Source organism: Mesorhizobium sp. M0808, assembly GCF_040320025.1.
Classification (GTDB): domain Bacteria; phylum Pseudomonadota; class Alphaproteobacteria; order Rhizobiales; family Rhizobiaceae; genus Mesorhizobium.
Map to the genome: position 1 here is coordinate 140,621 of NZ_JAMYOX010000005.1, position 24,345 is coordinate 164,965.

A 24,345-nucleotide genomic window follows, 5' to 3' on the forward strand; every position below is an offset into this window, starting at 1 on the left:
GACCTTTCGATCGATGGCAAGCGCGGCCCCTTTCGCCAAGATGAACGGCATCGGCAACGAAATCATCGTTGCCGATATGCGTGGCCGTGCCGATCGCGTGACGCCTGCGGCAGCCGTCGCGCTTAATGCCGATGCGGCGACCAGGTTCGACCAGATCATGGCGATCCACGACCCCAGGACGCCGGGCACCGCCTTTTTCATCGACATCTTGAATTCCGACGGCACCAGGGCGCAAGCCTGCGGCAACGGCATGCGTTGTGTCGTCCAGGCGCTCGCCGCCGAGACCGGCCAGAAGACATTTGCCTTTGAAACAGTCGCCGGCATCCTCAATGCCGAGGAACATGCCGACGGAATGATCTCGGTCGACATGGGCAGGCCGCGCTTTGGCTGGCAGGACATCCCGCTGGCCGAGGAATTCCGCGACACCCGCATGATCGAGCTGCAGATCGGTCCGATCGATTCCCCGGTGCTGCATTCGCCGTCGGTCGTCTCGATGGGCAATCCGCACGCCATCTTCTGGGTCGACCGCGACGTCTGGTCGTACGAGCTCGAGCGCTTCGGCCCGTTGCTCGAAAACCACCCGATCTTCCCCGAGCGCGCCAACATCACCATCGCGCAGGTGACCTCGCCGGAGACCATGGTCATCCGCACCTGGGAGCGCGGCGCCGGCCTGACCAAGGCCTGCGGCACGGCTGCTTGCGCCGCTGTGGTCGCCGCGTCCCGCACCCGGCGTACCGGCCGCGGCGTCACGCTGATGACGCCCGGCGGCGGCTCGCTGCATGTTTTGTGGCGCGACGACGACCACGTCATCCTGACCGGTGCCGCCGAATGGGAATTTTCCGGCAGCTTCGATCCGTCGACCGGGGCGTGGGCGCGCGACACCGAAAGCGCCGCCTGATGGCTCCTCTTGGCAACAAGGGTATCGAGGTCGTCACCTTCGGCTGCCGGCTGAACACCTATGAATCCGAGGTGATGCGGCGTGAAGCCGAAAGTGCGGGCCTCGGCGGGCTCGAAGGCGGTGCCATCATCTTCAACACCTGCGCCGTCACCGGCGAGGCTGTACGCCAGGCCAAGCAGTCGATCAGAAAAGCCCGCCGTGAGAACCCGGCTGCCCGCATCATCGTTACCGGCTGCGCCGCGCAGACCGGCCCGCAGGATTTCGTCGCCATGGACGAGGTCGATCTCGTCCTCGGCAATGAGGAAAAGCTGAAGGCGCATTCCTATCGCGCGCTGCCGGATTTCGGCGTCAACGACACTGAGAAGGCGCGCGTCAACGATATCTTTTCGGTGCGCGAGACGGCCGCCCACATGGTCGACGCCATCGAGGGCCGGGCGCGCGCTTTTGTCCAGGTGCAGAACGGCTGCGACCACCGCTGCACCTTCTGCATCATTCCCTACGGTCGCGGCAATTCGCGCTCGGTGCCGATGGGCGCCGTGGTCGAGCAGATCAAGCGACTCGTCGGCAATGGTTATGCCGAGATCGTGCTGACCGGTGTCGATATGACCAGTTTTGGCGCCGATCTGCCGGGCGCACCGAAGCTCGGCAAATTGGTCAAAACCATCCTGAAGCAGGTGCCAGACGTGAAACGCCTGCGGCTTTCCTCCATCGACTCGATCGAAGCCGACGACGATCTGCTGGACGCCATCGCCACCGAGCCGAGGCTGATGCCGCATCTGCATCTGTCGCTGCAATCGGGTGACGACATGATCCTGAAGCGGATGAAGCGCCGGCACAGCCGCGACCAGTCGATCCGCTTTTGCGAGGATGTGCGCAAACTGCGCCCCGGCATTGTTTTCGGCGCCGACATCATCGCCGGCTTCCCGACCGAGACGGACGCCATGTTCGAAAACTCGCTGGAGATCGTCGAGGAATGCGGCCTGACGCATCTCCACGTCTTCCCGTTTTCGCCGCGCCAGGGCACGCCCGCCGCGCGCATGCCGCAGCTCCGCCGCGACGTCGTCAAGCAACGCGCGGCACGCCTGCGCGCCGCCGGCGAGGCCGCCTATCGCCGCCATCTTGCCTCGCTCGCTGGAACGCATCAGTCGATCCTGGTCGAGCGTGACGGCCTTGGCCGCACCGAAGGGTTTACGCTGGCCGCGGTCTCTGCCGGCGCTCCGGGCGACATCGTCGAGGCTGATATCGCCGGCCATGACGGTATCCGACTGATCGCCGCGCCGCTTGCCGCCCGCGCCGCCTGAGAACGCAAGACATGGCTGGTTTTTTCAAGAAGATATTTTCGTTCGGCAAGAAGGAAGTCGTCGAGGAGCGGCCCGACGAGACCGCACCGCTGCCGCCGATCAAATGGGACGAACTGGAGGCGCTGAAACCGGCCGCCGAGCAGGCCGTCCCGGAGTTTTTGAAACGCGACGAGTCGCGACCCGAAGTCGAAGCCGTACCTCCACCGCCAGTCGAACCAGAGTTGCCTCCGGCACCCCAACCGGCGCCGGAATCGCAGAAGCCTGAGCCGCCGCCGACCATTCCACCCGAGCCGGAAACGCCTGCTGAGGAACCGGAGGAGATCCGGGCCGAGCCGCAGCAGCCAGAAATCGTCCCCTCCCAGCCAGAACCTGCACCCGTCGAAGTGCCGGTAGTGCCCACCGAGGCTCCCTCAGCAGCGCCAGCGCGCGAAGTCCCTCCCGCCGAAATACCGCCCCCGATCCGCCAGCCAGCGCCGGCCGAGACGAAACCGATCTTGACCGAGATCGCGCCCGAACCGGAGGTCGTGCCGGCGCCCCACCCTCCCATCGAGGGGGAGGTAAAGCCCGAGCCAGAAGCCGTTCCGCAACCATCGCCGGAGCCAAAGCCCGCCCCCGGCAAAGTCACCGTAACCAAGAAGGTCGAGCAGAAAGCCGAGCCGCAGAAGGCGCCCGAACCGGCGCCGAGGCGTTCCTGGTTCCAGCGCATGCGAGACGGGCTTGCCCGCTCTTCCAAGGAGTTGTCGGGCAACATCGCCGGCGTCTTCACCAAGCGGAAACTTGACGAGGACACGCTGCAGGACCTGGAGGATGTGCTGATCCGCGCCGATCTCGGCATGGAGACGGCTTTGCGCGTTACCGACGCGCTCTCCGCCAGCCGCTACGGCAAGGACGTCTCCGACACCGAAGTCCGGGCCATCATGGCGGCCGAGGTTGAGAAAGTGCTGACCCACGTCGCCATGCCGTTGGAGCTCGACCTCAGCCACAAGCCGCATGTCATCCTGGTGGTCGGCGTCAACGGCACCGGGAAGACCACGACCATCGGCAAGCTCGCCGCAAAGCTCACCGATGGCGGCCTCTCGGTGATGCTCGCCGCCGGCGACACCTTTCGCGCAGCCGCGATCGAGCAGCTGAAGATCTGGGGCGAGCGTACCAACTCGCCGGTCATTGCCTCGAAGCTCGGCGCCGATGCCGCCGGCCTCGCCTACGATGCATTCGAGCGCGCGAAGGAGGCCGGCTCCGACGTGCTGATCATCGACACCGCCGGGCGGCTGCAGAACAAGACCGAACTAATGGCGGAACTGGAAAAGATCGTCCGGGTGCTGGGCAAGCTCGATCCGGAAGCGCCGCACACCGTGCTGCAGACGGTCGATGCCACCACCGGCCAGAATGCGCTCAACCAGGTCGAGATCTTCCGCAATGTCGCCGGCGTCAACGGCCTGGTGATGACCAAGCTGGACGGCACGGCGCGCGGCGGTATTCTGGTGGCGATCGCGGCAAAGCACAAATTGCCGGTCTATTTCATCGGCGTCGGCGAACAGGTCGACGACCTCGAACCCTTTTCCGCAAGCGAATTCGCCAGGGCGATCGCTGGCGTGGCTTGACGAGCATGATCCCAAAAAGTTGCAGGCTTTTTGGATTGAATCATGCGTAAGAAGGACCCTATGAGCCCACCCATCCTCGAACGCGACCTGTCCGATCCGCGCCGCAAGGCATTGAACCCCGGCCTGAAATTCCTGCTCGAACTCGGGCCTGGCCTGGTGTTCTTTTTCACCACCATCCGCGGCGCGTGGCTTGTCGGGAAGTTTCCGATCCTCGGCCATATCGGCGAGCCTATCCTGATTGCCACAGCGTTCTTTATGGTGGCGACGGCGCTATCGCTCAGCGTTTCGTGGATTTTGACGCGCAGCTGGCCGATCATGCCATTGGTCTCGGCCATCGTGGTGTTTGTGTTTGGCGCGCTGGCGCTGTGGCTGCAGGACAAGACCTTCGCTTTCATGAAGCCGACAATCATCAACAGCCTGTTCGGCATCACGTTGCTTGGCGGGTTGGCGTTTGGCAGATCGCTGTTGGGCTATGTCTTTGATTCCGCCTTCAATCTCGACGCCGAAGGCTGGCGCAAGCTCACTTTCCGATGGGGGCTCTTCTTCCTTTTTCTGGCTGCGCTGAACGAGGTCGTGTGGCGCAACTTTTCTGAGGAAGCCTGGCTTTATTTCAAGGTCTGGGGCACGATTCCCATTACCCTTGTCTTCACGTTAAGCCAAATGCCGTTGATCCTGCGCCATTCGCTCGAGGACAAGACCGGCAAGGAAGAGAAGGCCGGCAAATAGAGCAATTCCAGGAAAGTGTGTAGCGGTTTTCCCGGGAAAAGCGCGTAGCGCTTTCCCTAGGGAATTGCGTCAGAATAAGAGGAGAGGGGCATGGAATTCATCACCACACGCGACGAGTTGAGGACGATCTACAAGACGCCTCGGCCGACTGACGGCTCGATCCGCAAGGAACTGAAGGCATTGGACGGCCACTGCCGTTCCTTCATCGGCAAGAGCCCTTTCGTGCTGATCGGCTCGTCCGACGGCGCCGGCAATGCCGATGTGACGCCCAAGGGCGACAGGCCGGGCTTCGTAACAGTGCTCGACGAGAAGACCATCGCCATCCCCGACCGTCCCGGCAACAACCGGCTCGACACGCTGGAGAACATCCTTCTCAATCCCTCGATCGGGCTGCTCTTCCTCATTCCCGGCATGAACGAAACGCTGCGTGTCAATGGCGATGCCCGCATCACCGTCGATGCGGCATTGCGTGAGCGGCTGGCGGTCGACGGCAAGGCACCGCAAAGCGTCGTCGTGGTGACGGTCAAGGCCGCCTACATGCATTGCGCCAAGGCCTTCATGCGCTCCGAATTGTGGAAGCCGGAGAGCTGGTACGACCGCGCGACGCTGCCGACGCTCGGCCAGATCCTGCGCGACCAGTTGGCGCTCGCCGATTCGGCCGAGGCGACCGACCGCTGGCTGGACGAGGAATACAGGGAGACCATGTGGTAGCGTGATCGGCAACGAATCGTCCAAGCCGGTCTCCATTCCTTTGCTCAACATCCTCGCCATCTCCGGCAGCCTGCGCGCCGCCTCGACCAATTCGGCCCTGCTCGCGGCACTCGCGCAAAACGCGCCGCCGGACTGTCACGTCTCCGTCTACGATGGGCTTGGCCGGCTGCCGATTTTCAACCCCGACGAGGAAGGCGAGCGGACGCCGCTGCAAGCAGCAGTGCTGATCGATGCGGTCACCGCCGCTGACGGCGTCATCGTCTCCTGCCCGGAATATGCCCACGGTGTGCCAGGCGGCCTGAAGAACGCGCTTGACTGGCTGGTGTCGCGCGATGCCGCCGTCGGCAAGCCGGCCACGCTGGTCCACGCCTCGCCGCGCTCGCTGTTTGCCCGCGCCGCACTGGCCGAGGTCATGCGGACAATGTCTTTCGCGCTCCATGGGGAAGCAGCGCTCGAAATCGCGCTGCTCGGCAAGAGGCCGCCGGAGGTGGAGGATATCTTATCGCAGCCGGAAAACCGGCTGACGATGCGCCGCGCCGTTTCGGCCTTCGCGGGCTTCATCCGCTCGCGGTGAACGCCGGACCGTGCTTTCGTCATCCCAGGGTCTCCGCGACGGAGCTTCGCTCCTGCTCCGCCCTGGGATGACGACGCTAGGAGCTGCGGCCAATCTGTGCCGAGAACTATCCGTTGCCCCTCCGCGTCTCGACGTCGGTCTCGCCGACGAACCAGTCGCGTGCAGCGACCTCCTCGAAGACTATCCAGACATCATTGTTGGTCAGGCCGGTGACGCCGGTGATGGCCGCCGTCACCTGGGCGGCGATCGCGGCCTTTTTGCCGGCCGGGTCATCGGCAATCACCTCCTTGACCAGGCGGATATTCACGAATGGCATGGTTCCCTCCCTTGCATATGCTTGGCGGCCGCTCAGTAGGTTTTGGCGCCGTTGACCATGAGCCGGACCATGTAGAGGGATGTGGTGCCGGCGATGTAGAGGCAGTTCAGCTTGTTGCCGCCGAACACGCAATTGGCGACGACTTCCGGTACCTTGACCTTGCCGATCAGCGTCCCGTCCGGATCGTAGCAATGGACCCCGTCGGCGGCACTGGTCCAGATGCGGCCGTCCGCATCCAGCCTGAAACCGTCGAACAGGCCGGCGGTGCAGTCGGCAAAGACCTTTTCGCCTGAGACCGTCTTGCCGCCCTGGTCGACATTGAACACCCGGATGTGCGCCGGGTTTTGGGCGCCATGGGTGCGGCCGGTGTCGGCGACATAGAGCTTGCTTTCGTCGAGCGAGAAGGCGAGCCCGTTGGGCCTGACCATGTCGGTGATCACCGCCTCGGTCTCGCCGGTGCCGGGATCGACCCGGTAGACATGGCAGGCGCCGATCTCGCTTTCGGCCTTGTCGCCCTCGTAATCGGTATCGATGCCGTAGCTCGGGTCGGTGAACCAGATCGAGCCGTCGGACTTGACCACCGCGTCATTGGGCGAGTTCAGCCGCTTGCCGCGCCATTTGTCGGCGATGGTGACTACCGACCCGTCATGCTCGGTGCGGCTGACGCGGCGGCCGGAATGCTCGCAAGTAACCAGCCGGCCTTGCCGGTCGACCGTGTTGCCGTTGGAATTGCCGGACGGCTGACGGAACACGCTGACGCTGCCGTCGGTCTCGTCGTAACGCAGCATGCGATTGTTCGGGATGTCGGACCAGACCACATAGCGCCCGGCCGCGAACCAGGCCGGTCCTTCCGCCCATCGGCAGCCGGTAAACAGCCTGTCGACCTGTGCATTGCCGTTGAACAGCCGCGAAAAGCGCGGATCGAGAACTTCGTAGAATTCGCTGGCCATGGTTCCTCCCGGTAGCAGTCGCTTGGCAAGGCGCGATCAAGCCAGCCCACGATCGATATGGCAAGATCGATGATGCGTCAGAAGCATTATGGAAGCGAATGCTGGCCCGGACGGCAGGTCACATCCCGTTAACCGGCTATGCGCCCAGCGCAATGGTGCATTGCAACATCTTATTTTTGCAATGCACCATAACTATGTCATGCTCCGTATCGATCAAGGGAGGAACAACTGGCCGCGAAACGCGGCGCAAAAAGGAAACTCGCTATGATCATCGACAGCCTCATGAGCCGCGCTCGCGCCAGCATCGCCAAGCGCCGGCATTACAACCGCCTCGTCGCCGAAATCGACAGCTTCAGCAGCCGTGACCTCGCCGACATGCGCGCCGACCGCAGCGAAATGCTCTACCAGGTCCACAAGCAGATCTACGGCTGAGTCTTCGGTCGACCTATCACGTGGTCGACCTGTCACGTTCGTCATCCTTGGGCGTAGCGACGCAAAGCGGAGCAAAGACCCTAGCATGACGAAACGACGGGCCATCAGCCCGGCATGGCCAGCGCCTTCTCGATTTCGGGTAACAGCAGCGTCCGCGCCGAGTCCGGCGTCAGCGGCCCTACATGCTTATAGGCGATCTTGCCATCCTTGCCGATGACGAAGGTCTCCGGCACGCCGTAGACACCCCAGTCGATCGCCGTGCGTCCGGCCTCGTCGACGCCGATCGCCTGGAATGGGTTGCCGAGATCGCCAAGGAACCGACGGGCGTTTTCCGGCTGGTCCTTGTAGTTCAGCGCCGCCATGACGAAGCGTCTGTCCTGCGACAGCGCCAGCAGCACCGGATGCTCTTCGCGGCACGGCGCGCACCAGGACGCGAAGACGTTGACCAGCGTCACCTTGCCGGCGAACTGTTTTGAATCGAGGCCCGGCAAATTGGTGCCTTCGAGCGCCGGCAGGTTGGTCTGCGGCGCCGGCAGGCCGATCAGCGCTGACGGCACTTCCGACACGTCGCGCCCGGACAAAAGCTGCGCCAGGAACAATCCCGCCAGCCCGAGAAAGACCAGCAGCGGCAGCAGCACGATCAGGCGGCGGCGCGCCGGTGTTTGGGTTTCCGTGCTCATGATTTTACTGCCTTATCGGAGCGCCGGCGCACGCCGGATGCCTCCAGCTCGGCAAGCTCTCGCTTGCGGCCGCGCTGGTCGAGCAGAATCCAGCCGATCAGCCCGCCCAGCACCACGGCCGTGATCGCATAGGCGGCGGTGACATAAAGCGCATGTACGCTCATGCTTTTCGCTCCGCGGCGCTTTCCAACCGGTCCGTCTCACGCCGTTCCAACATGTCTTCTCTTAACGCTGCGCCATCGGCTCCGCAATTGTTCGCCGCGCCGCAGGCATGAGCTGAAGCCAACACATCAATCCGTTCCGTGCCGCAGCGCCAGCGCCGCCGCCACAGGGCCGAGCACGGCAAGAAACAAGGTCAGCGCGGCAAGAATGAGGAAGGGCTGCAGGAATGGATCGGGGTCCGCCACCGCGCCATAGCTTGCCGATACGCCGAAGATCAGCACGGGAATGGTCAGCGGCAGCACGAGCACCGAGATCAGCAGCCCGCCACGCGGCAACGCCACTGCCACCGCTGCACCGGCAGCACCGATGAAGGTGATCGCCGGCGTGCCTACCAGAAGCGTCAGCGCCGTCGCACCGATGCCGATGGGCTCCATGTTCATGAACAGGCCGAGCAAGGGAGCGGCGATGACCAGCGGCAGCACGCTTCCCGCCCAATGCGCCAGGCATTTCGTCAGAACGGTCAAGGCCAGCATGTGCCGGTCGTTGCCAAGCACCAGAAGATCGAGCGAGCCGTCCTCGCGGTCGGCCTGGAACAGCCGGTCGAGGCCGAGCAGGCAGGCCAGCAAGGCGGCGATCCACAGGATCGCCGGGCCGATGCGGGCCAGCAGCTTCAGCTCGGGACCGACGCCGAAGGGGATGGTCGCGATAACGGCGAGAAAGAAAATCACGCCGGTAAGCGCCCCGCCGCCGGCGCGGATACTCAGGCGGATGTCGCGTAGGAAGATGGCTAGCATGATGTGAGATGCTTTCGCCTGGGCACCCCCCTCTGTCCTGCCGGACATCTCCCCCTCAAGGGGGGAGATTGGCTGTCAGGACAGAGGGGGGCGTGAAGGAATGCCAACATCAGCCGGTCATCCTCAATTCCTTTCCCTCGATCCCAAGCGGCAAATGCGTCGCCGCAACCACGATCCCCCCACTCTCGAGGTGTTTCCCCATCAATTCGCCGAATCTCTCCTCCGAAGCCTTGTCCAGTCCTGCCGTCGGCTCATCGAGCAGCCACAATGGCCGGTGGCTTACCAGCAGTTTTGCAATCGCCGCGCGGCGGCGTTGCCCGGTCGAGAGATAGCCGAACGGCAGATGGCCGATGCCGCCCAGCCCGACGGTTTCCAGCGCCTCTTCAACACCCGCGGAACCGGCGCCCGAAAAATCGCGCCAGAAGCACAGGTTTTCCGTAACGCTCAGCGCCGTCTTCATCGCGTTGAGGTGGCCGAGATAGTGACAGGCCGAGGCGGCCGACGGAAAGTCCTCGCCACCACCTTCGAACCGCACACGGCCTGCCGCCACTGGCAACAGTCCGGCGACGATCCTGAGCAGCGTCGATTTGCCGGCGCCGTTCGGCCCGGTGACGACCAGCGCCTGGCCATCCCCCAGCGCGAATTCGATGCCGGAAAATACCGTCTCGCCGCCGCGTTCGCCGCCCAGATTTTCGGCGATCAGCCGCATCCGTCCCCCTTCGCCGAAAGTTCAGGTGCGGCTTCGGTGCGCCGCAGCAAAAATGGCGAATCCGTGTCTAGAACTATTCCAGAAAATTCTCTATATCCGCATCATCCGTGCCAGCGGTCGGCACGGGAACCGAATTTGCGCCGAACCAGCGCGCGTGCCGCCTTGAACGGCCCGGACGCTTGGGAACGGATAGCGGAAATGGCCGTACCCGCACCTTTGCGCGTGATTTGCATGCCCACTGGCGTCCGTTCCCTTCCGGCAACCGACAGTTAGGGATCGCACGTGTCCAAATCACTCGACAGCTTCAATTGCCGCCGCACGCTGACCGCCGGCGGCGCCGAGTACATCTACTATGACCTTGTCGAGGCCGAAAAGAACGGCCTCACCGGCATCGCCCAATTGCCCTATTCGATGAAGGTGCTGCTGGAGAATCTGCTGCGCAACGAGGACGGCCGTTCCGTCACCAAGGAGAGCATCCAGGCGGTCGCCGGCTGGCTGACTGACCGGGGCACCGCCGGCGTCGAGATCGCCTATCGCCCGGCTCGCGTGCTGATGCAGGATTTCACCGGCGTTCCAGCCGTGGTCGACCTTGCCGCCATGCGCGACGCCATGGCCTCGCTCGGCGGCGACCCGCAAAAGATCAATCCGCTGGTGCCGGTCGATCTAGTCATCGACCACTCGGTCATCGTCGACGAATTCGGCACGCCACTGGCTTTCGCCCGCAATGTCGAGCTTGAATATGAGCGCAACGAGGAACGCTACAAATTCCTGAAATGGGGCCAGCAGGCGTTCCGCAATTTCCGCGTCGTGCCGCCCGGCACCGGCATCTGCCATCAGGTCAATCTTGAGTATCTCGGCCAGGTCGTGTGGACCAACAGCGAAGATGGCGAGACCACCGCTTATCCCGACACCTGCGTCGGCACCGATTCGCACACCACGATGATCAACGGCCTTGGCGTGCTCGGCTGGGGCGTCGGCGGTATCGAGGCGGAGGCCGCGATGCTCGGCCAGCCGGTCTCCATGCTGCTGCCGGAAGTCATCGGCTTTCACCTCACCGGCAGGTTGAGGGAAGGCGTGACCGCCACCGACCTGGTGCTCACCGTCACGCAGATGCTGCGCAAGAAGGGCGTCGTCGGCAAGTTCGTCGAATTCTTCGGGCCGGGCCTGTCCAACATGACGCTGGCCGATCGCGCCACCATCGGCAACATGGCGCCAGAATATGGCGCCACCTGCGGCTTCTTCCCGGTCGACAGCGAAACCATCCGCTATCTCACAATGTCCGGTCGCGACGAAAGCCGCATCGCCCTGGTCGAGGCTTATTCGAAGGCGCAAGGCTTGTGGCGCGATGCCGGCTCTGCCGATCCGCTCTTCACCGACCTGCTGGAGCTCGATCTCGGCAGTGTCGTCCCGTCGATGGCCGGCCCGAAGCGGCCTGAAGGCCGGGTCGCACTTGAAGACATTCCGGCCGGCTTCGCCAAGGCCATGGAGACCGAATACAGGAAGGCCGCCGAAATCGACAAGCGCTATGCCGTCGAGAGCACGGACTACGATCTTGGCCATGGCGATGTGGTCATCGCCGCCATCACCTCCTGCACCAACACCTCGAACCCGAGCGTGCTGATCGGCGCCGGGCTGTTGGCGCGCAACGCCAACCGGCTCGGCCTCAAGCAGAAGCCGTGGGTCAAGACCTCATTGGCGCCGGGCAGCCAGGTCGTCGCCGAATATCTCGAGAAATCCGGCCTGCAGAAGGAGCTCGACCAGATCGGCTTCAACCTGGTCGGCTTCGGCTGCACCACCTGCATCGGCAATTCCGGCCCGTTGCCGGCGCCGATCTCCAAGACCATCAACGATAAGGGCTTGATTGCTGCGGCAGTCTTGTCCGGCAACCGCAATTTCGAAGGCCGCGTCTCGCCCGACGTGCAGGCGAACTATCTCGCCTCGCCGCCGCTGGTCGTCGCCCACGCGCTGGCCGGGACCGTGACCAAAGATCTGACCACCGAGCCGCTCGGCGACGATCGCAACGGCAGTCCGGTCTATCTCAAAGACATCTGGCCAAGTTCGGTCGAGATCCAGGAATTCATCGAGAAGAACGTCACGCGCGAATTGTTCGCCCGCAAGTATGCCGACGTCTTCAAGGGCGACGAGTACTGGCAGAATGTCAAGGCGCCGGAAGGCCAGACCTATGCCTGGGACGACAATTCGACCTATGTGCAGAACCCACCCTATTTCGCCGGCATGAAGTCAGGCTTCGGCAAGATCGGCGATATCAAGGGCGCGCGTGTGCTCGGCCTGTTCGGCGACAAGATCACCACCGACCACATTTCGCCGGCCGGTTCGATCAAGGCGGCCTCGCCGGCCGGCAAGTATCTCACCGACCACGGCGTCGGCGTCGCCGATTTCAACCAGTACGGCACACGCCGCGGCAATCATGAGGTAATGATGCGCGGCACCTTCGCCAATATCCGCATCCGCAACCATATGCTGGGCGAGAACGGCCGCGAGGGCGGCTACACCATCCATTACCCCTCGAAAGAAGAGGAATCGATCTACGACGCCGCGATGCGCTACAAGAAGGAAGGCGTGCCGCTGGTCATTTTCGCCGGCGTCGAATATGGCAACGGCTCGTCGCGTGACTGGGCGGCCAAGGGCACCAATTTGCTGGGCGTCCGCGCGGTCATCGCCCAGTCCTTCGAGCGCATCCACCGCTCCAATTTGGTCGGCATGGGCGTGATCCCCTTCGTCTTCGAGGAAGGCACCTCATGGGCCTCGCTCAACCTCAAGGGCGACGAACTGGTCGAGATCGACGGACTGAGCAACATCAAGCCGCGGCAGAAGATGATCGCCAGGATCACCTACGGCGACGGCAGCGTCAAAGAGGTTCCGATCATCTGCCGCATCGATACGCTGGACGAGCTCGACTACTTCAAGAATGGCGGCATCCTGCAATACGTGCTGCGCGATCTGGCCGCTTAAGGGAGTAGGGCAATAAGGGAGTAGGGCAGTAGGGTGAAGCAAGGAGAAGCGACTTATTCCCCTACTGCCCTATTCCCCCAATTCCCGGCTTTCCAAACCGCGCTGTCGCCGCCAGCAGCACGCCGAGCATCAGCCCGTTGAATATGTGCCACAGGAAATGCGTGCCGAGCGGAAAGCCGCCGCAGACCAGCGGATCGATCATCCTGCAGATGACCGACACGACGAAGATCGCCGAACCCGCCAGATTGTACCAGCCGGCGCGATTGCCGCTGGCCGCCACCCAGGCGCCGAAGAAGGCGAGCGCCAGAAACGGCGGCAGATAGCCGGTCGTCCCGTTCGACGCCTGGCGCAGCCAGTCCGGCACGGCAAAGGTCACCAGCCCGGCAACGGCGTAAAAGGCAATGAAAATGGCGATCGCCTTGCCCCATTTCATGCCGAGAAAACGTCGCAGGTTGAACAGCGTGTAGGCCAGCGTGAACCCTGCAATGGGCAGCACGTCGGCCAGGATCATTGCCCTTGTGGCAAAGGTGTGGAACAGCGACGAGCCGACGCCGATCGCCACCACCCACCAGGCCAGCACTTCGGCGAAGGTGCCGGTGCCGCGCTTGCGCACCTGCCAGACACCCCATAGCCCGGCGGCAAAAAAAGCCAGATTGCTCAGCGCATTGAGCGGTTCGGCCCAGAATTCCGGCCCCGTCCGTTCGCAATAGAGGTCGACCGGCGCCAGGAGAGATTGCCACATGCTGATTGCCGCCCGAATCGCTTCCATCGTGAAGTGCAAGTCCACCTATTGCGCCCTTGCCAGCGGTTGCAACGGCAAAATTTCACCGCAACGTGACTTCCCGTTGACTGCCGCTTCTGCCACATATTTCGACAACCAGAACAAAGCCGGCGTCACCGGCGGGATCGGAACGGCCATGCCATCTCGAAGACCATTGCGGCTTGCGGCCCTTGCGCTGGCCCTCTCGGCGTTTGCCGGCACGGCCCTTGCCGAGCCAGCTGACAAGCCATTAGGCGTCGTCGAGCTCTTCACCAGCCAGGGATGCAACTCCTGTCCGCCGGCCGACGAACTCTTCGCCGAGCTTGCCGCCAAGGAGGACATCGTCGCGCTCGCCTATCATGTCGATTATTGGGATTACCTCGGCTGGCAGGACACGCTGAGCCGCAAGGAAAATACCGAGCGGCAATACGAGTATATGCGCGCCTTCGGCAGTCGTTCCGTCTACACCCCGCAAGCCGTCATAAACGGCCGCAGCCATGTCAACGGCGCCAGCCGCGAGGAAGTCGACGGCGCGCTGGCCCGCATGGAGAGGGTCGGCGAAGGCATGCGCGTCGGCATCAAGGTCAGCCGGACCAGCGATCGCGTCATGATCGATGCCGGCGACGCCGTGACCGGCCCCACCGACGCGCATGTCGTCATCGTCTATTTCAACCCGCCACAGACGATAAAGATCGGCAAGGGCGAAAACAGCGGCCGCAGCATGACCTACTGGAACGCCGTCTCCACCATCCAGACCGCCGGCATGTGGCACGGCAAGGCGCAGCGCTACGAACTGCCGATGAGCGAGATCGCCAAGAAGGGCGGCTGCGCCGTGCTGCTGCAGTCGGTCGGCAAGGACGGCATGCCCGGGCCGATCCTGGGTGCAGCCTTTATCCGCAAGCCTTAAGCGGGGACCTCTCCTTCTCCCCTTGTGGGAGAAGGTGGATCGGCGCGCAGCGCCGAGACGGTTGAGGGGTGCTGGAAGAATTGAGGCGGCGGCGATTTCAAGGAAATTGCCAAGCTGGAACACCCTCATCCGTCGCCTTCGGCGACACCTTCTCCCACAAGGGGAGAAGGGAGAACCGCGCTCAACCTTCTGATGGCAGCCAATCCGGACGGATCGCACCGCCACGGCTCCGGCCAATAAAAAACCGGCGTCAGCTTGCTTCTGACGCCGGTCATTTAGGTTTTGGGATCGTCGCACCCGATCTTTCCAAGGAAAAACCGAGGTTGGTTCGATCCGACGCAGACCCGTGGGCGGGGGGCTTGGGGTTTACGAGCCGGTGCCGGACCGAACCGTCTCAGGCAACACCGTTAAATTCGTCGGACATTGGGGCATGAGCACGGATAAAAAAAGGCAGGATTGTGGCGAAGCATCACCAATTCCAACAGGCGTTTCGCAAACGTGACTGGACGCTGGAGAAACCGCGCGGTGCTGGCCTTGCCCGGCCGGGCCTTGCAATTCGGCAACGAAAGCGCCAACTTTGGTCGGCGTACGATTCATTGCGAGGATCCAGGCATGACTGATCGCAGCAGCGGGACGGAGGATGGGGACGCATCCGCAATATTGATCCCGCTGCATGAGGCAAGACGCGAACGCCTCGACCAGCCGGTGCGGTTCGACCGGCGCGAACTGGACCAGATCCTCAGGCTCTACGGCCGTATGGTTGCCGCCAACGAGTGGCGCGACTATGCCATCGACCATCTCGCCGACCGCGCCGTTTTTTCCGTCTTCCGCCGCACCAGCGAAGTGCCGCTTTTCCAGATCGTCAAGGATCCGAAGCTGGCGCGACGGCAAGGCGCGTTCGCCGTCATCGCCGCCGGCGGGCGCATCCTCAAGCGCGGCCAGGAACTCGGCCGGGTGCTTGGCGTGTTCGACCGAACACTGAAGCTGGTCGAGGCGTAACCCTTTATTTTTGCTGGCGGAACTTCCGCTCGGGCAGCGATTGCGGATCAGGCGGGATGGACGCCCCGCCATTGATCGGCAGTTGCATGAACACCGTGTCCAGCCAGCGTCCGTGCTTGTAGCCTGAGCCTTCCAGGCGGCCGGAATGACGAAAGCCGAGCTTCTCGTGCAGCCGTACCGAGGCGCTGTCGGGCCGGCCGTCGCCGATCACCGCGATGATCTGGCGAAAACCCGCCGCCTTGGCCGCCTCGATCAGCCCTTGCATCAAGAGCAGCCCGACGCCTTGCCCTTTGGCCTCGGGCGCGACATAGACGGAATCCTCAACGACGAAGCGGTACGCCGGGCGCGGCCGGAACGCTCCGGCATAGGCATAGCCGAGCACGCCGCCGGCCTTTTCTGCAACGAGATAGGGAAAGCCGCCCGCCATCAGGTTGTCGAAGCGCACGCCCATCTCGGTGCGGCTTGGTGGCTCGAGTTCATAGCTCGCCGTGCCATTCGTTACCGCGTCGGCATAGATTTCCGTGATCCGGTCGAGATCGGCCGACGTCGCGGCCCGCAAGGTGATGCTGCTCATAATTTAGGCACGTCGTTCATCTGCCCTATATCACAGCAAAAGCCGGCACAAAAGAAAAGGGCGGCCATTGGGCCGCCCTTTCCAAACTCGCTGGTCCAGGAAAACCGTATTTAGCGACGGTCGCCCATGAACTGCAGCAGAAACATAAATAGGTTGATGAAGTCGAGATAGAGCCTCAATGCGCCCATAATCGCCTTGCGGCCGGCGACATCAGTCTCGTCGCCCTCGAAGTACATCTCCTTGATGTTCTGCGTGTCGTAGGCGGTGAGGCCCGCGAAGATCAGCACGCCGATCGCCGAAACGGCGAAGGAAAGCGCCGACGACTGCAGGAAGATGTTGATCACCATCGCGATGATCAGGCCGACCAGGCCCATGACCAGGAACGACCCGAACGCCGAGAGATCGCGCTTGGTCGTGTAGCCGTAGAGCGACAGCCCGCCAAAGGCGGCGGCGGTGGCGAAGAAGGTCTGCGAGATACTGGCGGTGGTGTAGACCAGGAAGATCGACGACAGCGACAGGCCGACGAGGCCGGCGTAGACCCAGAACGTCGTCTGCGCGGCCGAAACGCTCATCGACTGGACTCGGAACGACAGGAACATCACCGCTGCCAGAGGGGCGAAGATCACCAGCCATTTCAGCGGCGAACCAAAGATCGCGTAGCCGAACGAGGTCAGCATCTCGCCGCTTGGCAACGTCGCGACCGCCGAGGCGGGATCGCTGGTGGTGGCCAGCATGATTGTGCCGACCGCGGCAAGGCCGGTGATGAGGAGGCCAAGCCCCATCAGATTGTAGACTTTGATCATGTAGGCCCGCAGGCCCTGGTCGATGGCAGCATCGACGCCAGCGCCGGGCACGGCGCGCGTCTGATAATTGCGAACGGGATCAGCCATGGAAATCCTCATATTGCTTCTGCCCCGTCCGGTGTCAGGTCCATTTAAACCCAGGCGCCGCTGGCGGGGCTCCAGCATGCCTGCGCCGAAATATGATGGTTCTTGGCGTAAAGGACAAGACCGTAACCAAGCGTAATGCTCCGTGAAGTGCCAGAGATACGGTTTTATTGGCCTTCCCGCCCGGAACATTACCGAGATTTAATCAAAACCGGCTCTGGCTCAAAGATTTCGGAGCACCGGCGCCGCCTTGTGGCCCAGCACCCGCCACGTGCCGGCAAGGCCGATGCCGACCGTGACCACCAGCGAAAAGCCGATGGTCGCCACCGCCACTTCGGGCATGAAATGCGATGGCAGCGTCATGATGCGCGCGACGACGAACCATGCCGCCACACCGCCCGCCGCCAGCGCGAAGATCGCGGTAGCAAGGCCGATCAGCATGTATTCCAGCGAAAACGCGGCGATCAGCGTTTTCCTGGTCGCACCCAGGGTCTTCAGCACCACCGCGTCGTGAATGCGAGCCCGGTTGCCGGCGGCGAGCGCCCCGGCCAGCACCAGCACCGAGGCGATCAACGCCACGCCCGCTGCTGCCCTGATTGCTGTGCCGAGCTGCGCCACCAGCCGGTTGACGATTTCGAGCGCGTCCTTGACCCTGACCGTCGTCACCGCGGGAAAGGCACGCGTGACGGCGTTGAGAAGATGCGCATCGTCGGCTGCCGACGCATTCGTCTCGGTCAGCGTCGCCAACCAGCCATGCGGCGCACCGGCGAATGTGTTGGGCGAGAACACCATGACGAAATTGATGCCCATGGTTTCCCATTCGACCTGGCGGAAATTGGCGATCTTGGCCGTGATGTTGCGGCCGAGCACGTTGACGGTGATGGTATCGCCGAGCTTCAGCCCGATCTCTTTGCCTTCCTCGGCGGAAAACGAGACCAGCGGCTCGCCGGCATAGTTCTCCGGCCACCAGCTGCCCTCGGTCAGCGTCGCATTCTCCGGCAGCTTTGCGTCATAGGTCAGGCCGCGATCGCCGCGCAGTACCCAGGCGCCTTCGGCCGGAACCTTGACCTTGTCGACATCGACGCCGTTGAGCGCCATCACCCGGCCGCGCAGCATCGGCACCTTGATCAGCTTGCCTTGCGGTGCCTCTTTGCCGACCAGCGCAGAGAAGGCATCGACGTCACCGCTCTGGATATCGACGTAGAAGAAGTTCGGTGCCCTTTCCGGCAGGCTGCCCGAGATCTGCCGCCTGAGATTGCCGTCGATCAGCGCCAGCGTCACCAGCAGCGTCAGCCCGAGTCCCAACGACAGCACCACGGACGGCGTCAAGGCGCCAGGCCGATGGATGTTGCCGATGGCGAGCCTGAGCGCGGTCGAGCGCACGCGCGGGCTTTTCTTCGCCGCCCACTGCACCAGCGAGCCGACCACACGCAGCACCAGGAACGAAAAGATCGTGGCGCCGACGAAGATCGAGGCAATACGGCGGTCGCCGGAAAACAGGATCGCCAGTACCGCGAGCAGCAGCGCGATGCCCAATGCCGCGGCGATATAGAGCGGGCGGGGAAAACCGCGGCCCTCGAAACCCATTTCGCGAAACAGCGCCGTTGCCGGCACGTCGCGGGCGCGGCCGAGCGGCAGCAAGGCGAAAGCCAGCGTCACCAGCAGCCCGAACAGCGCTGCCATGCCGAGGGCGCCGGGATAGAACCCACCTTCCGCCGGCACTGGAATGACCGATTGGAGTGCCGCGCTGGCCGCGAACGGCATCAGCGCGCCAAGCACAAGGCCTAGCGTGATGCCGAGTGCTGCGATCATCAGGATCTGCACCAGATAGACGGCAAAGACGAACCCGCCCGAAGCCCCCAGGCTCTTGAAGGTGGCGATGACGCCGCGCTTGCCGTCGAGATAGGCACGCACGGCATTGGCCACGCCGACGCCGCCGACCACCAGCGCCGTCAACCCAACCAGCGTCAGGAATTGCGAAAACCGCTCGATATTCGAGGACAGCGCCGGCGCTGCGTTGCTGCGGGTGCGGATCGACCAGCCGGCCTGCGGGAACTGGTTTGCCGCCTGCTCCTGGATCGCCTTGATCTGTGCCTCAGTGGTGCCGCCGGGCAGGCGGACCTTATAGGCGTTCTCGACCAGGCTGCCCGGCTGGATCAGGCCGGAAGCGGCAAGCCCGTCGGTCGACACCATCAGCCGCGGCGCAAAACCGAAGCCATCCGACACTGCATCCGGCTCGTTGACCAGCCTGGCGCGCAGCTCGAATGTCGCGCTGCCGAGCTTTAGCCGGTCACCGATGCCAAGGTTCAGCCGCTCGAACAAGAGGTCCGGGGCGGCGGCGCCGAAGACGCCGGATTTTTCGCCGAACAGATCCTCTCGCGACAGCACCGGCTCGGTCTCCAGCGCACCATAGAGCGGATAGGCGCCGTCGACCGCCTTGGCCTCGACCAGCGCCTGGTCGGAGCCGTCCTCGAGCCTCGCCATCGAGCGCATATTGGCGCTGTGCGAAACCGTGCCAAGCCGGTCGAGGAAGCTGCGTTCGGCTCTGGTCGGATCGCGCTGGTTGAGCTGGAAGCGGAGATCACCGCCGAGCAGCGTCTGGCCCTGGTCGGCAACACCGGCGGAAATAGCCTGCGCCACCGAATTGACGCCGCCGATCGCAGCGACGCCGAGCGCGATGCAGGCAAGGAAGATCAGGAAGCCGGACAGCCCGCCACGCATTTCGCGCAGCGAAAACCGAAAGGCGAGCCTCAGCGTTTGCGCCAGCGGCATCACGCGGTCACCTTGCCAGCCCTGGTGGCCGGCTTAGGCGCGTCTTCGATCAGCCCCGACCGCATCGACACCTGGCGCGAGCAGCGCGCCGCGAGTAGCGGGTCATGCGTGACCAGCACCAGCGTCATGCCGCGTTCGGCCGCCTTGGCAAACAGCAGGTCGGCGACGTGCCGCCCCGTTGCCTGGTCGAGATTGCCGGTCGGCTCGTCGGCGATCAGGATGCGCGGCGACGGCGCCAGTGCCCGGGCGATGGCCACGCGCTGTTGCTCGCCGCCAGACAATTCGCCGGGGTAATGGGTGACGCGATCGCTGAGACCGACCGCCGCCAGCTCGCGCGCCGCCACGCCGAATGGATCGACATGGCCGGCAAGCTCCAGCGGGACCGCAACGTTTTCCAGCGCCGTCATATTTGGGATGAGATGGAAAGACTGGAACACGATGCCGATGTTTCGTCCCCGAAACGATGCGATCTGATCTTCGCTTTTGCCGTTGAGCAGCTCGCCGGCAATTCGGACCGTGCCCGAATCGACCCTTTCAAGTCCGGCCAAAACCATCAGCAATGTCGACTTTCCCGAACCTGAAGGTCCAACGATGCCTGTCGCTTCGCCGCCCGCCACATCGAGGCTGACGCCCTTCAGCACATGGACCGAGGATGCACCTTCGCCGAGCGTCAGCGATACGTCTTTCAGCGAAATGACGGCTTCTTCCAAAATCAAATCGTCCTATATGGGGGATGAAGGCTAGTGCATCCGATGCTCGACAAAGACGAAAACCTGCCTTCGCCAACAGATGTTCCTGGTCATATGGGGCCTGCCGCATGGCTTTCAAACACACCTTTGCCGCAGCCTTCGCCCTTTTCCTCGCCATTTGCGGCGCCATTTCGTCGGCGCGCGCCGAACCGTTCACCATTGTCGGTTTCGGCGACAGCTTGATGGCGGGTTATGGCCTCGGGCCAGGTCAGGGCTTCACCGAGAAGCTGCAGGCGGCGCTGCGCGCCAAGGGCTACGATGTCACGGTCGCCAACGCCGGCGTCTCCGGCGATACGACGAGCGGCGGCCTGTCGCGGCTCGACTGGTCGGTGCCGGACGGCACGCAGCTGGTCATCCTGGAGCTCGGCGCCAACGACATGCTGCGCGGCGTTTCGCCCGCCATAGCGGAAAAGAACCTGGACGCCATGCTGGCAAAGCTGCAGCAGCGCAAGATCGCCGTTTTGCTTGCCGGAATGCGCGCGGCGCCCAATCTCGGCGCCGACTACCAGAACGCCTTCGACGCGACCTTTCCGAGACTGGCTGAAAAATATGGCGTGCCGCTCTATCCTTTCTTTCTCGAGGGCATCGCCGGTCAATCCGTCCTGCAACTCGAGGACGGCCTTCATCCAAACGCCCGAGGCGTCGACCGCATCGTCGAGGGTATCCTGCCCAGTGTGGAGAAGACCATTGAAGCGGTCCGGGGCAATTCCTGAAGGCGAGGGTTCGCCGTCGCAACACCTTCCGCAGGGGAAGCTTTTAGGCAGGCCTGCGACCAACAAACCCCTTGCCCTGTTTGAATATCGATGATTCGCTAGGGGCAAGAGTTCGATTCGAGGACAGGAGGCTTGCCATGCCGCGTCTTTTTACCGCCCTCGAGATACCGCGTGATGCCGCTCTTTCGCTGTCCCTGCTCAGGGGCGGCCTGCCCGGAGCCCGCTGGATCGACGTCGAAAACTATCATCTGACGCTGCGCTTCATCGGCGATGTCGAGGGCCATGTCGCCGACGAAATCGCCAATGCGCTTGACCGTGTTCACCGCCCGTCCTTCCCGCTGACGCTGTCCGGCGTCGGCGCCTTCGGCCAGAAGAAGCCGCATGCGGTGTGGGCCGGGGTCGCCGCTTCGCCCGATCTTTCCGCATTGCAGGCCGAGATCGAGCGCATCTGCCAGCGGCTCGGCATCCCGGCCGACCCGCGCAAGTTCATGCCGCATGTGACGCTGGCCCGCCTGCGCAATTCGAGCCCGCTCGATGTCGCCCAGTATCTGTCGGCGCGCGGCAATTTTTCGACGCTGCCGTTCCGGATCGGCCGCTTCGTGCTGATGTCGTCGCGCGATTCGGTCGGCGGCGGGCCTTACGTCGTCGAGGAGGCCTGGCCGCTTTCAGGTGCTGACAACCGCGTCGCCAGCCGTTTGGTCGGCGCCGCCGACGCTTCGCGGATCATGCGGTAGACGGACATGGCCAGGGAGAAACTAGCAAAAGAGGCGATCCGCGCCGAACTTGCCGGCCTCGACGGCTGGTCGCTGGCCAAGGATGGTGGCTCGATCACCCGCAGCTTCACCTTCAAGAATTTCTCCGAAGCCTTTGCCTTCATGACCCGCGTTGCCCTGGCCGCGGAGAAGATGGACCACCATCCCGACTGGTCGAACGTCTATAAGACTGTAAACGTGACCCTCAACACGCACGACGCCGGCGGCCTGACCGCGCTGGATTTCGATCTGGCCAGGAAAATGAACCGCTATTTCGGCGGCTGAGCCTATCTGCACCTTGCAGCGAGGTTCGGCTTTCACCACATTTTGCCTCGCGGTCACGCGTGAAGTCACGCGACGGCCGCAAGGAGAGGTTGATGGCGCAAAAATCCGGTTTTGATTTCTTCGGCCTCGGCAGCAAGCCGGGCAACGAGAGCGAAGTGCGCGAAAAGTTCTGGCGTACGGCGAAGAAGGCCGCCCGGCAGATCCCGTTCATGGAAGAGGTGGTCGCCGCCTATTACTGTGCCATGGACAAGAAGACGCCGCTTCGCGCCAAGGGCACCTTGCTTGCTGCGCTCGGCTATTTCGTGCTGCCGACAGACGTCATCCCCGATTTCATCCTTGGGCTAGGCTTCACCGACGACATCGCCGTGCTGACCGCCGCGATTACCGCCGTCAGCGCCCACATCACGCCGGCGCACCGGCTCGCCGCCAGGCAGGCCATCGCCGACAAGAGCTGAGCCGGTGCGGCGCAAAAAATCGCGTGAGAACCGACTTTCCGGCCGTCAAGCCCACCGCCGCACCCGCGCCTTGTAGGCGCGATAGGCATCTCCGAACTTCCGCTCGAGATAGCGCTCTTCCGGCGCGATGACGCCGGTATTGATCACCCACAGCAGCGGGACCACGAGCGCAATAGCCCAAAGACTTCCGGCCGCGACGCCGAGGCCCAGATAGACGAGGGTCGTTCCCAGATAGAACGGATTCCTGGTCCGCCGATAGATGCCGTCGACGACCAGCGCCGTCGTCGGCAAGGTCGGTGGTATGTTGGTGCCAGCGGCCTGAAAGCGCCCCGCCGCCATAAAGATGAACACGAAGCCGCACACCGCGAGCACAGCGCCAGCCAGATAGCGGGCGAGCGCCTGCCCGGCCATGACCGGGAGCGGAACGAGCACCTCGAGCACGGTTGCCGCCACCAGGAAACCGAGAAAGATCAAAGGCGGCAGCGCAATGACCCCGGGCACGTCGGGCGCGCCCGATCCGCCCGCCGTCTCCCCGGCATCCGACCGGCGCACCGCGCCACCGGCCGCCCGCCGCATGGCGACACGAATGCCGAACACAATCGCCAGGACGGCTGTGCCGCCCGCGAGGATCAGAACTGTCTCGGAAATGGCCATGGCCAAATCTCCCGTAAGCCGCCAGGGAGGGCACCCTGGCCGAGCGCCGTGGCGGCGAACGCAGACATGGTACCGCCTGCAGGGAAATTCGTCACGCACCTCAAAAAGCGAGAATCGCCGCAAGACCTAGCTGCTTGAAAAGTCAAACTCTTGCCGTTTTCGTGGCCTCCAAGTCGCGGCAGGGAAGTGCGCCAGCCGCTTTTTCGAGCGGCAGCGCGAAGACGGCGGCGGTTTCCTGGCGTGAACATCCTTTTCTCAGGGACATTCACCGTTTGGTAACCCAGATTAAATCAAAATGAAGCGACGGGCAGGACGCCGAGCCGGCCTGCCGCCGCACCAGTGGAATACGGGAAAAGCGATGCGCGGATTGATTGCTATAGTTTCCAGCCTGGCCCTGGTGGCCTTGACGGCGCCCGCGCTGGCGCAGTCGGCAACCAAGATCGGCCAGCATAATGCCTGGGGCACCTACAGTTATCAGGCGTCGGGCGGCGGCAAGGTCTGCTATGTCCTGACGGTGCCAACCGACAAGCAGCCGCCGACGCTCGATCACGGCGACATGTTCTTCTTCGTTAGCCAGCGGCCGGGGCAGCAAGTGTCCTACGAGCCGCAATTCATCGCCGGCTATACCTTCCAGGAAGGTTCCAAGGCCACCGTCACCATCGACAAGAAGTCTTTTTCGATGTTCACGCGCGGCAAGTCGGCCTGGGTCGAGAACGCCGCCGAGGAGCCGGTGCTGATCGCCGCGATGAAGACCGGCACCGACATGAAGGTGTCGGCCAAGTCCGGCCGCGGCAACACCACCACCTACGTCTTCTCGCTGAAGGGCATCTCAGCGGCGCTGGCCTCGATCGCCAAGTGCAAGTAAGTCCTCGTCCGTGACGTTCACCACCTAACACAGCGACGTAAAGAACCAGCGTTCGTGCGGTCTTTCCTTCTCCCCTTGTGGGAGAAGGTGGATTGGCGCGCAGCGCCAAGACGGTTGAGGGGTGCTGGACGGAGTGCAGGTGATGC

At 63.5% G+C, this 24,345-nt stretch carries 27 protein-coding genes; 15 read left to right on the forward strand and 12 right to left on the reverse strand.

Going from position 1 to position 24,345, the window contains the following annotated elements:
- The first annotated feature begins 13 nt into the window (after positions 1-13).
- The 6 genes from dapF (at position 14) to NKI25_RS09560 (ending at position 5,811) form a co-directional block, all read left to right on the forward strand.
- A complete protein-coding gene (gene dapF / locus NKI25_RS09535; RefSeq protein ID WP_352593776.1) occupies positions 14-898 on the forward strand; it encodes a diaminopimelate epimerase in 885 nt (294 codons plus the stop codon).
- Positions 898-2,199: a tRNA (N(6)-L-threonylcarbamoyladenosine(37)-C(2))-methylthiotransferase MtaB gene (gene mtaB, locus NKI25_RS09540; RefSeq protein WP_031212717.1), complete on the forward strand. Its 1,302-nt coding sequence runs from the start codon at positions 898-900 to the stop codon at positions 2,197-2,199. Before dapF ends, mtaB begins: the two co-directional genes overlap by 1 nt.
- An 11-nt stretch (positions 2,200-2,210) precedes the next feature.
- A complete protein-coding gene (gene ftsY / locus NKI25_RS09545) occupies positions 2,211-3,800 on the forward strand; it encodes a signal recognition particle-docking protein FtsY (protein WP_352998383.1) in 1,590 nt (529 codons plus the stop codon).
- A gap of 60 nt (positions 3,801-3,860) precedes the next feature.
- Positions 3,861-4,526: a septation protein A gene (locus NKI25_RS09550; RefSeq protein ID WP_023679806.1), complete on the forward strand. Its 666-nt coding sequence runs from the start codon at positions 3,861-3,863 to the stop codon at positions 4,524-4,526.
- 90 nt (positions 4,527-4,616) lie between these two features.
- Positions 4,617-5,237: a pyridoxamine 5'-phosphate oxidase family protein gene (locus tag NKI25_RS09555; RefSeq protein WP_352456344.1), complete on the forward strand. Its 621-nt coding sequence runs from the start codon at positions 4,617-4,619 to the stop codon at positions 5,235-5,237.
- A gap of 40 nt (positions 5,238-5,277) precedes the next feature.
- Positions 5,278-5,811, forward strand: a complete 534-nt coding sequence (locus NKI25_RS09560) for an NADPH-dependent FMN reductase (RefSeq protein WP_352998394.1) — start codon at positions 5,278-5,280, stop codon at positions 5,809-5,811.
- Between the two features lie 106 nt (positions 5,812-5,917).
- Here the strand turns inward: NKI25_RS09560 and NKI25_RS09565 are convergent, their stop codons facing one another.
- Both NKI25_RS09565 and NKI25_RS09570 read right to left on the reverse strand, forming a co-directional pair.
- Positions 5,918-6,127 (reverse strand): tautomerase family protein, encoded by a 210-nt coding sequence (locus tag NKI25_RS09565; protein ID WP_352782809.1) that lies wholly within the window; start codon positions 6,125-6,127, stop codon positions 5,918-5,920.
- Positions 6,128-6,159: 32 nt separating this feature from the next.
- The gene (locus NKI25_RS09570; RefSeq protein ID WP_352782807.1) at positions 6,160-7,077 is read right to left on the reverse strand and encodes an SMP-30/gluconolactonase/LRE family protein; all 918 of its coding nucleotides are present in this window, start codon (positions 7,075-7,077) and stop codon (positions 6,160-6,162) included.
- A 264-nt stretch (positions 7,078-7,341) separates the two neighbouring features.
- Here NKI25_RS09570 and NKI25_RS09575 point away from each other — a divergent pair, with 264 nt between their 5' ends.
- Complete coding sequence (locus NKI25_RS09575) at positions 7,342-7,509, forward strand: hypothetical protein (RefSeq protein ID WP_023721879.1); 168 nt, start codon at positions 7,342-7,344, stop codon at positions 7,507-7,509.
- 104 nt (positions 7,510-7,613) lie between these two features.
- Here the strand turns inward: NKI25_RS09575 and NKI25_RS09580 are convergent, their stop codons facing one another.
- The 4 genes from NKI25_RS09580 to ccmA form a co-directional block, all read right to left on the reverse strand.
- Positions 7,614-8,189: a DsbE family thiol:disulfide interchange protein gene (locus NKI25_RS09580; RefSeq protein ID WP_352622350.1), complete on the reverse strand. Its 576-nt coding sequence runs from the start codon at positions 8,187-8,189 to the stop codon at positions 7,614-7,616.
- The gene (gene ccmD, locus NKI25_RS09585; protein ID WP_352456348.1) at positions 8,186-8,353 is read right to left on the reverse strand and encodes a heme exporter protein CcmD; all 168 of its coding nucleotides are present in this window, start codon (positions 8,351-8,353) and stop codon (positions 8,186-8,188) included. The genes NKI25_RS09580 and ccmD overlap by 4 nt, the downstream gene beginning before the upstream one ends.
- Before the next feature lie 126 nt (positions 8,354-8,479).
- A complete protein-coding gene (ccmB, locus tag NKI25_RS09590) occupies positions 8,480-9,145 on the reverse strand; it encodes a heme exporter protein CcmB (protein ID WP_352622368.1) in 666 nt (221 codons plus the stop codon).
- 109 nt (positions 9,146-9,254) lie between these two features.
- Positions 9,255-9,854, reverse strand: a complete 600-nt coding sequence (gene ccmA / locus NKI25_RS09595; RefSeq protein WP_352456349.1) for a heme ABC exporter ATP-binding protein CcmA — start codon at positions 9,852-9,854, stop codon at positions 9,255-9,257.
- Between the two features lie 282 nt (positions 9,855-10,136).
- Here ccmA and acnA point away from each other — a divergent pair, with 282 nt between their 5' ends.
- Positions 10,137-12,827 carry an aconitate hydratase AcnA gene (gene acnA, locus NKI25_RS09600; protein WP_352998384.1) on the forward strand — a complete coding sequence of 897 codons (2,691 nt, stop codon included), beginning with the start codon at positions 10,137-10,139 and terminating at the stop codon, positions 12,825-12,827.
- Positions 12,828-12,888: 61 nt separating this feature from the next.
- Here the strand turns inward: acnA and NKI25_RS09605 are convergent, their stop codons facing one another.
- On the reverse strand, positions 12,889-13,569 hold the full coding sequence (locus NKI25_RS09605) for a ceramidase domain-containing protein (RefSeq protein ID WP_352998385.1): 681 nt from the start codon (positions 13,567-13,569) through the stop codon (positions 12,889-12,891).
- A gap of 175 nt (positions 13,570-13,744) precedes the next feature.
- Here NKI25_RS09605 and NKI25_RS09610 point away from each other — a divergent pair, with 175 nt between their 5' ends.
- The gene (locus tag NKI25_RS09610; RefSeq protein ID WP_031212721.1) at positions 13,745-14,494 is read left to right on the forward strand and encodes a DUF1223 domain-containing protein; all 750 of its coding nucleotides are present in this window, start codon (positions 13,745-13,747) and stop codon (positions 14,492-14,494) included.
- A 612-nt stretch (positions 14,495-15,106) separates the two neighbouring features.
- Positions 15,107-15,493 (forward strand): DUF2794 domain-containing protein, encoded by a 387-nt coding sequence (locus NKI25_RS09615; RefSeq protein WP_031212724.1) that lies wholly within the window; start codon positions 15,107-15,109, stop codon positions 15,491-15,493.
- Between the two features lie 4 nt (positions 15,494-15,497).
- Here NKI25_RS09615 and NKI25_RS09620 read toward each other — a convergent pair whose 3' ends face one another.
- The 4 genes from NKI25_RS09620 to NKI25_RS09635 form a co-directional block, all read right to left on the reverse strand.
- A complete protein-coding gene (locus tag NKI25_RS09620) occupies positions 15,498-16,067 on the reverse strand; it encodes a GNAT family N-acetyltransferase (RefSeq protein ID WP_352998386.1) in 570 nt (189 codons plus the stop codon).
- A 110-nt stretch (positions 16,068-16,177) separates the two neighbouring features.
- Complete coding sequence (locus NKI25_RS09625) at positions 16,178-16,957, reverse strand: Bax inhibitor-1/YccA family protein (RefSeq protein WP_254817871.1); 780 nt, start codon at positions 16,955-16,957, stop codon at positions 16,178-16,180.
- 219 nt (positions 16,958-17,176) lie between these two features.
- Positions 17,177-19,726 (reverse strand): ABC transporter permease, encoded by a 2,550-nt coding sequence (locus NKI25_RS09630; protein ID WP_023679822.1) that lies wholly within the window; start codon positions 19,724-19,726, stop codon positions 17,177-17,179.
- Positions 19,726-20,436, reverse strand: coding sequence for an ABC transporter ATP-binding protein (locus tag NKI25_RS09635; protein WP_031212726.1), 711 nt, complete (start codon positions 20,434-20,436; stop codon positions 19,726-19,728). Before NKI25_RS09635 ends, NKI25_RS09630 begins: the two co-directional genes overlap by 1 nt.
- Before the next feature lie 107 nt (positions 20,437-20,543).
- Between NKI25_RS09635 and NKI25_RS09640 the strand changes: the two genes are divergently transcribed.
- The 4 genes from NKI25_RS09640 (at position 20,544) to NKI25_RS09655 (ending at position 22,680) form a co-directional block, all read left to right on the forward strand.
- Positions 20,544-21,188: an arylesterase gene (locus NKI25_RS09640; RefSeq protein ID WP_352593769.1), complete on the forward strand. Its 645-nt coding sequence runs from the start codon at positions 20,544-20,546 to the stop codon at positions 21,186-21,188.
- A gap of 137 nt (positions 21,189-21,325) precedes the next feature.
- Positions 21,326-21,922 carry an RNA 2',3'-cyclic phosphodiesterase gene (gene thpR, locus NKI25_RS09645; RefSeq protein ID WP_352456356.1) on the forward strand — a complete coding sequence of 199 codons (597 nt, stop codon included), beginning with the start codon at positions 21,326-21,328 and terminating at the stop codon, positions 21,920-21,922.
- A gap of 6 nt (positions 21,923-21,928) precedes the next feature.
- A complete protein-coding gene (locus tag NKI25_RS09650) occupies positions 21,929-22,225 on the forward strand; it encodes a 4a-hydroxytetrahydrobiopterin dehydratase (RefSeq protein ID WP_023679826.1) in 297 nt (98 codons plus the stop codon).
- 92 nt (positions 22,226-22,317) lie between these two features.
- Positions 22,318-22,680, forward strand: coding sequence for a YkvA family protein (locus tag NKI25_RS09655; protein WP_031212728.1), 363 nt, complete (start codon positions 22,318-22,320; stop codon positions 22,678-22,680).
- 45 nt (positions 22,681-22,725) lie between these two features.
- Here the strand turns inward: NKI25_RS09655 and NKI25_RS09660 are convergent, their stop codons facing one another.
- Positions 22,726-23,334, reverse strand: coding sequence for a methyltransferase family protein (locus NKI25_RS09660; protein ID WP_352593768.1), 609 nt, complete (start codon positions 23,332-23,334; stop codon positions 22,726-22,728).
- A gap of 358 nt (positions 23,335-23,692) precedes the next feature.
- Here NKI25_RS09660 and NKI25_RS09665 point away from each other — a divergent pair, with 358 nt between their 5' ends.
- Complete coding sequence (locus NKI25_RS09665; RefSeq protein ID WP_023721899.1) at positions 23,693-24,199, forward strand: invasion associated locus B family protein; 507 nt, start codon at positions 23,693-23,695, stop codon at positions 24,197-24,199.
- Positions 24,200-24,345 lie beyond the last annotated feature (146 nt).

What these genes read in the sequence shown, in the direction of transcription:
- dapF (WP_352593776.1), top strand. Translation starts at nt 14, where the DNA reads ATGGCAAGCGCGGCCCCTTTCGCCAAGATGAACGGCATCGGCAACGAA.
- mtaB (WP_031212717.1), top strand. Translation starts at nt 898, where the DNA reads ATGGCTCCTCTTGGCAACAAGGGTATCGAGGTCGTCACCTTCGGCTGC.
- ftsY (WP_352998383.1), top strand. Translation starts at nt 2,211, where the DNA reads ATGGCTGGTTTTTTCAAGAAGATATTTTCGTTCGGCAAGAAGGAAGTC.
- NKI25_RS09550 (WP_023679806.1), top strand. Translation starts at nt 3,861, where the DNA reads ATGAGCCCACCCATCCTCGAACGCGACCTGTCCGATCCGCGCCGCAAG.
- NKI25_RS09555 (WP_352456344.1), top strand. Translation starts at nt 4,617, where the DNA reads ATGGAATTCATCACCACACGCGACGAGTTGAGGACGATCTACAAGACG.
- NKI25_RS09565 (WP_352782809.1), bottom strand. Translation starts at nt 6,127, where the DNA reads ATGCCATTCGTGAATATCCGCCTGGTCAAGGAGGTGATTGCCGATGAC.
- NKI25_RS09570 (WP_352782807.1), bottom strand. Translation starts at nt 7,077, where the DNA reads ATGGCCAGCGAATTCTACGAAGTTCTCGATCCGCGCTTTTCGCGGCTG.
- NKI25_RS09575 (WP_023721879.1), top strand. Translation starts at nt 7,342, where the DNA reads ATGATCATCGACAGCCTCATGAGCCGCGCTCGCGCCAGCATCGCCAAG.
- NKI25_RS09580 (WP_352622350.1), bottom strand. Translation starts at nt 8,189, where the DNA reads ATGAGCACGGAAACCCAAACACCGGCGCGCCGCCGCCTGATCGTGCTG.
- ccmD (WP_352456348.1), bottom strand. Translation starts at nt 8,353, where the DNA reads ATGAGCGTACATGCGCTTTATGTCACCGCCGCCTATGCGATCACGGCC.
- ccmB (WP_352622368.1), bottom strand. Translation starts at nt 9,145, where the DNA reads ATGCTAGCCATCTTCCTACGCGACATCCGCCTGAGTATCCGCGCCGGC.
- ccmA (WP_352456349.1), bottom strand. Translation starts at nt 9,854, where the DNA reads ATGCGGCTGATCGCCGAAAATCTGGGCGGCGAACGCGGCGGCGAGACG.
- NKI25_RS09605 (WP_352998385.1), bottom strand. Translation starts at nt 13,569, where the DNA reads ATGTGGCAATCTCTCCTGGCGCCGGTCGACCTCTATTGCGAACGGACG.
- NKI25_RS09610 (WP_031212721.1), top strand. Translation starts at nt 13,745, where the DNA reads ATGCCATCTCGAAGACCATTGCGGCTTGCGGCCCTTGCGCTGGCCCTC.
- NKI25_RS09615 (WP_031212724.1), top strand. Translation starts at nt 15,107, where the DNA reads ATGACTGATCGCAGCAGCGGGACGGAGGATGGGGACGCATCCGCAATA.
- NKI25_RS09620 (WP_352998386.1), bottom strand. Translation starts at nt 16,067, where the DNA reads ATGAGCAGCATCACCTTGCGGGCCGCGACGTCGGCCGATCTCGACCGG.
- NKI25_RS09625 (WP_254817871.1), bottom strand. Translation starts at nt 16,957, where the DNA reads ATGGCTGATCCCGTTCGCAATTATCAGACGCGCGCCGTGCCCGGCGCT.
- NKI25_RS09630 (WP_023679822.1), bottom strand. Translation starts at nt 19,726, where the DNA reads ATGCCGCTGGCGCAAACGCTGAGGCTCGCCTTTCGGTTTTCGCTGCGC.
- NKI25_RS09640 (WP_352593769.1), top strand. Translation starts at nt 20,544, where the DNA reads ATGGCTTTCAAACACACCTTTGCCGCAGCCTTCGCCCTTTTCCTCGCC.
- thpR (WP_352456356.1), top strand. Translation starts at nt 21,326, where the DNA reads ATGCCGCGTCTTTTTACCGCCCTCGAGATACCGCGTGATGCCGCTCTT.
- NKI25_RS09650 (WP_023679826.1), top strand. Translation starts at nt 21,929, where the DNA reads ATGGCCAGGGAGAAACTAGCAAAAGAGGCGATCCGCGCCGAACTTGCC.
- NKI25_RS09655 (WP_031212728.1), top strand. Translation starts at nt 22,318, where the DNA reads ATGGCGCAAAAATCCGGTTTTGATTTCTTCGGCCTCGGCAGCAAGCCG.
- NKI25_RS09660 (WP_352593768.1), bottom strand. Translation starts at nt 23,334, where the DNA reads ATGGCCATTTCCGAGACAGTTCTGATCCTCGCGGGCGGCACAGCCGTC.
- NKI25_RS09665 (WP_023721899.1), top strand. Translation starts at nt 23,693, where the DNA reads ATGCGCGGATTGATTGCTATAGTTTCCAGCCTGGCCCTGGTGGCCTTG.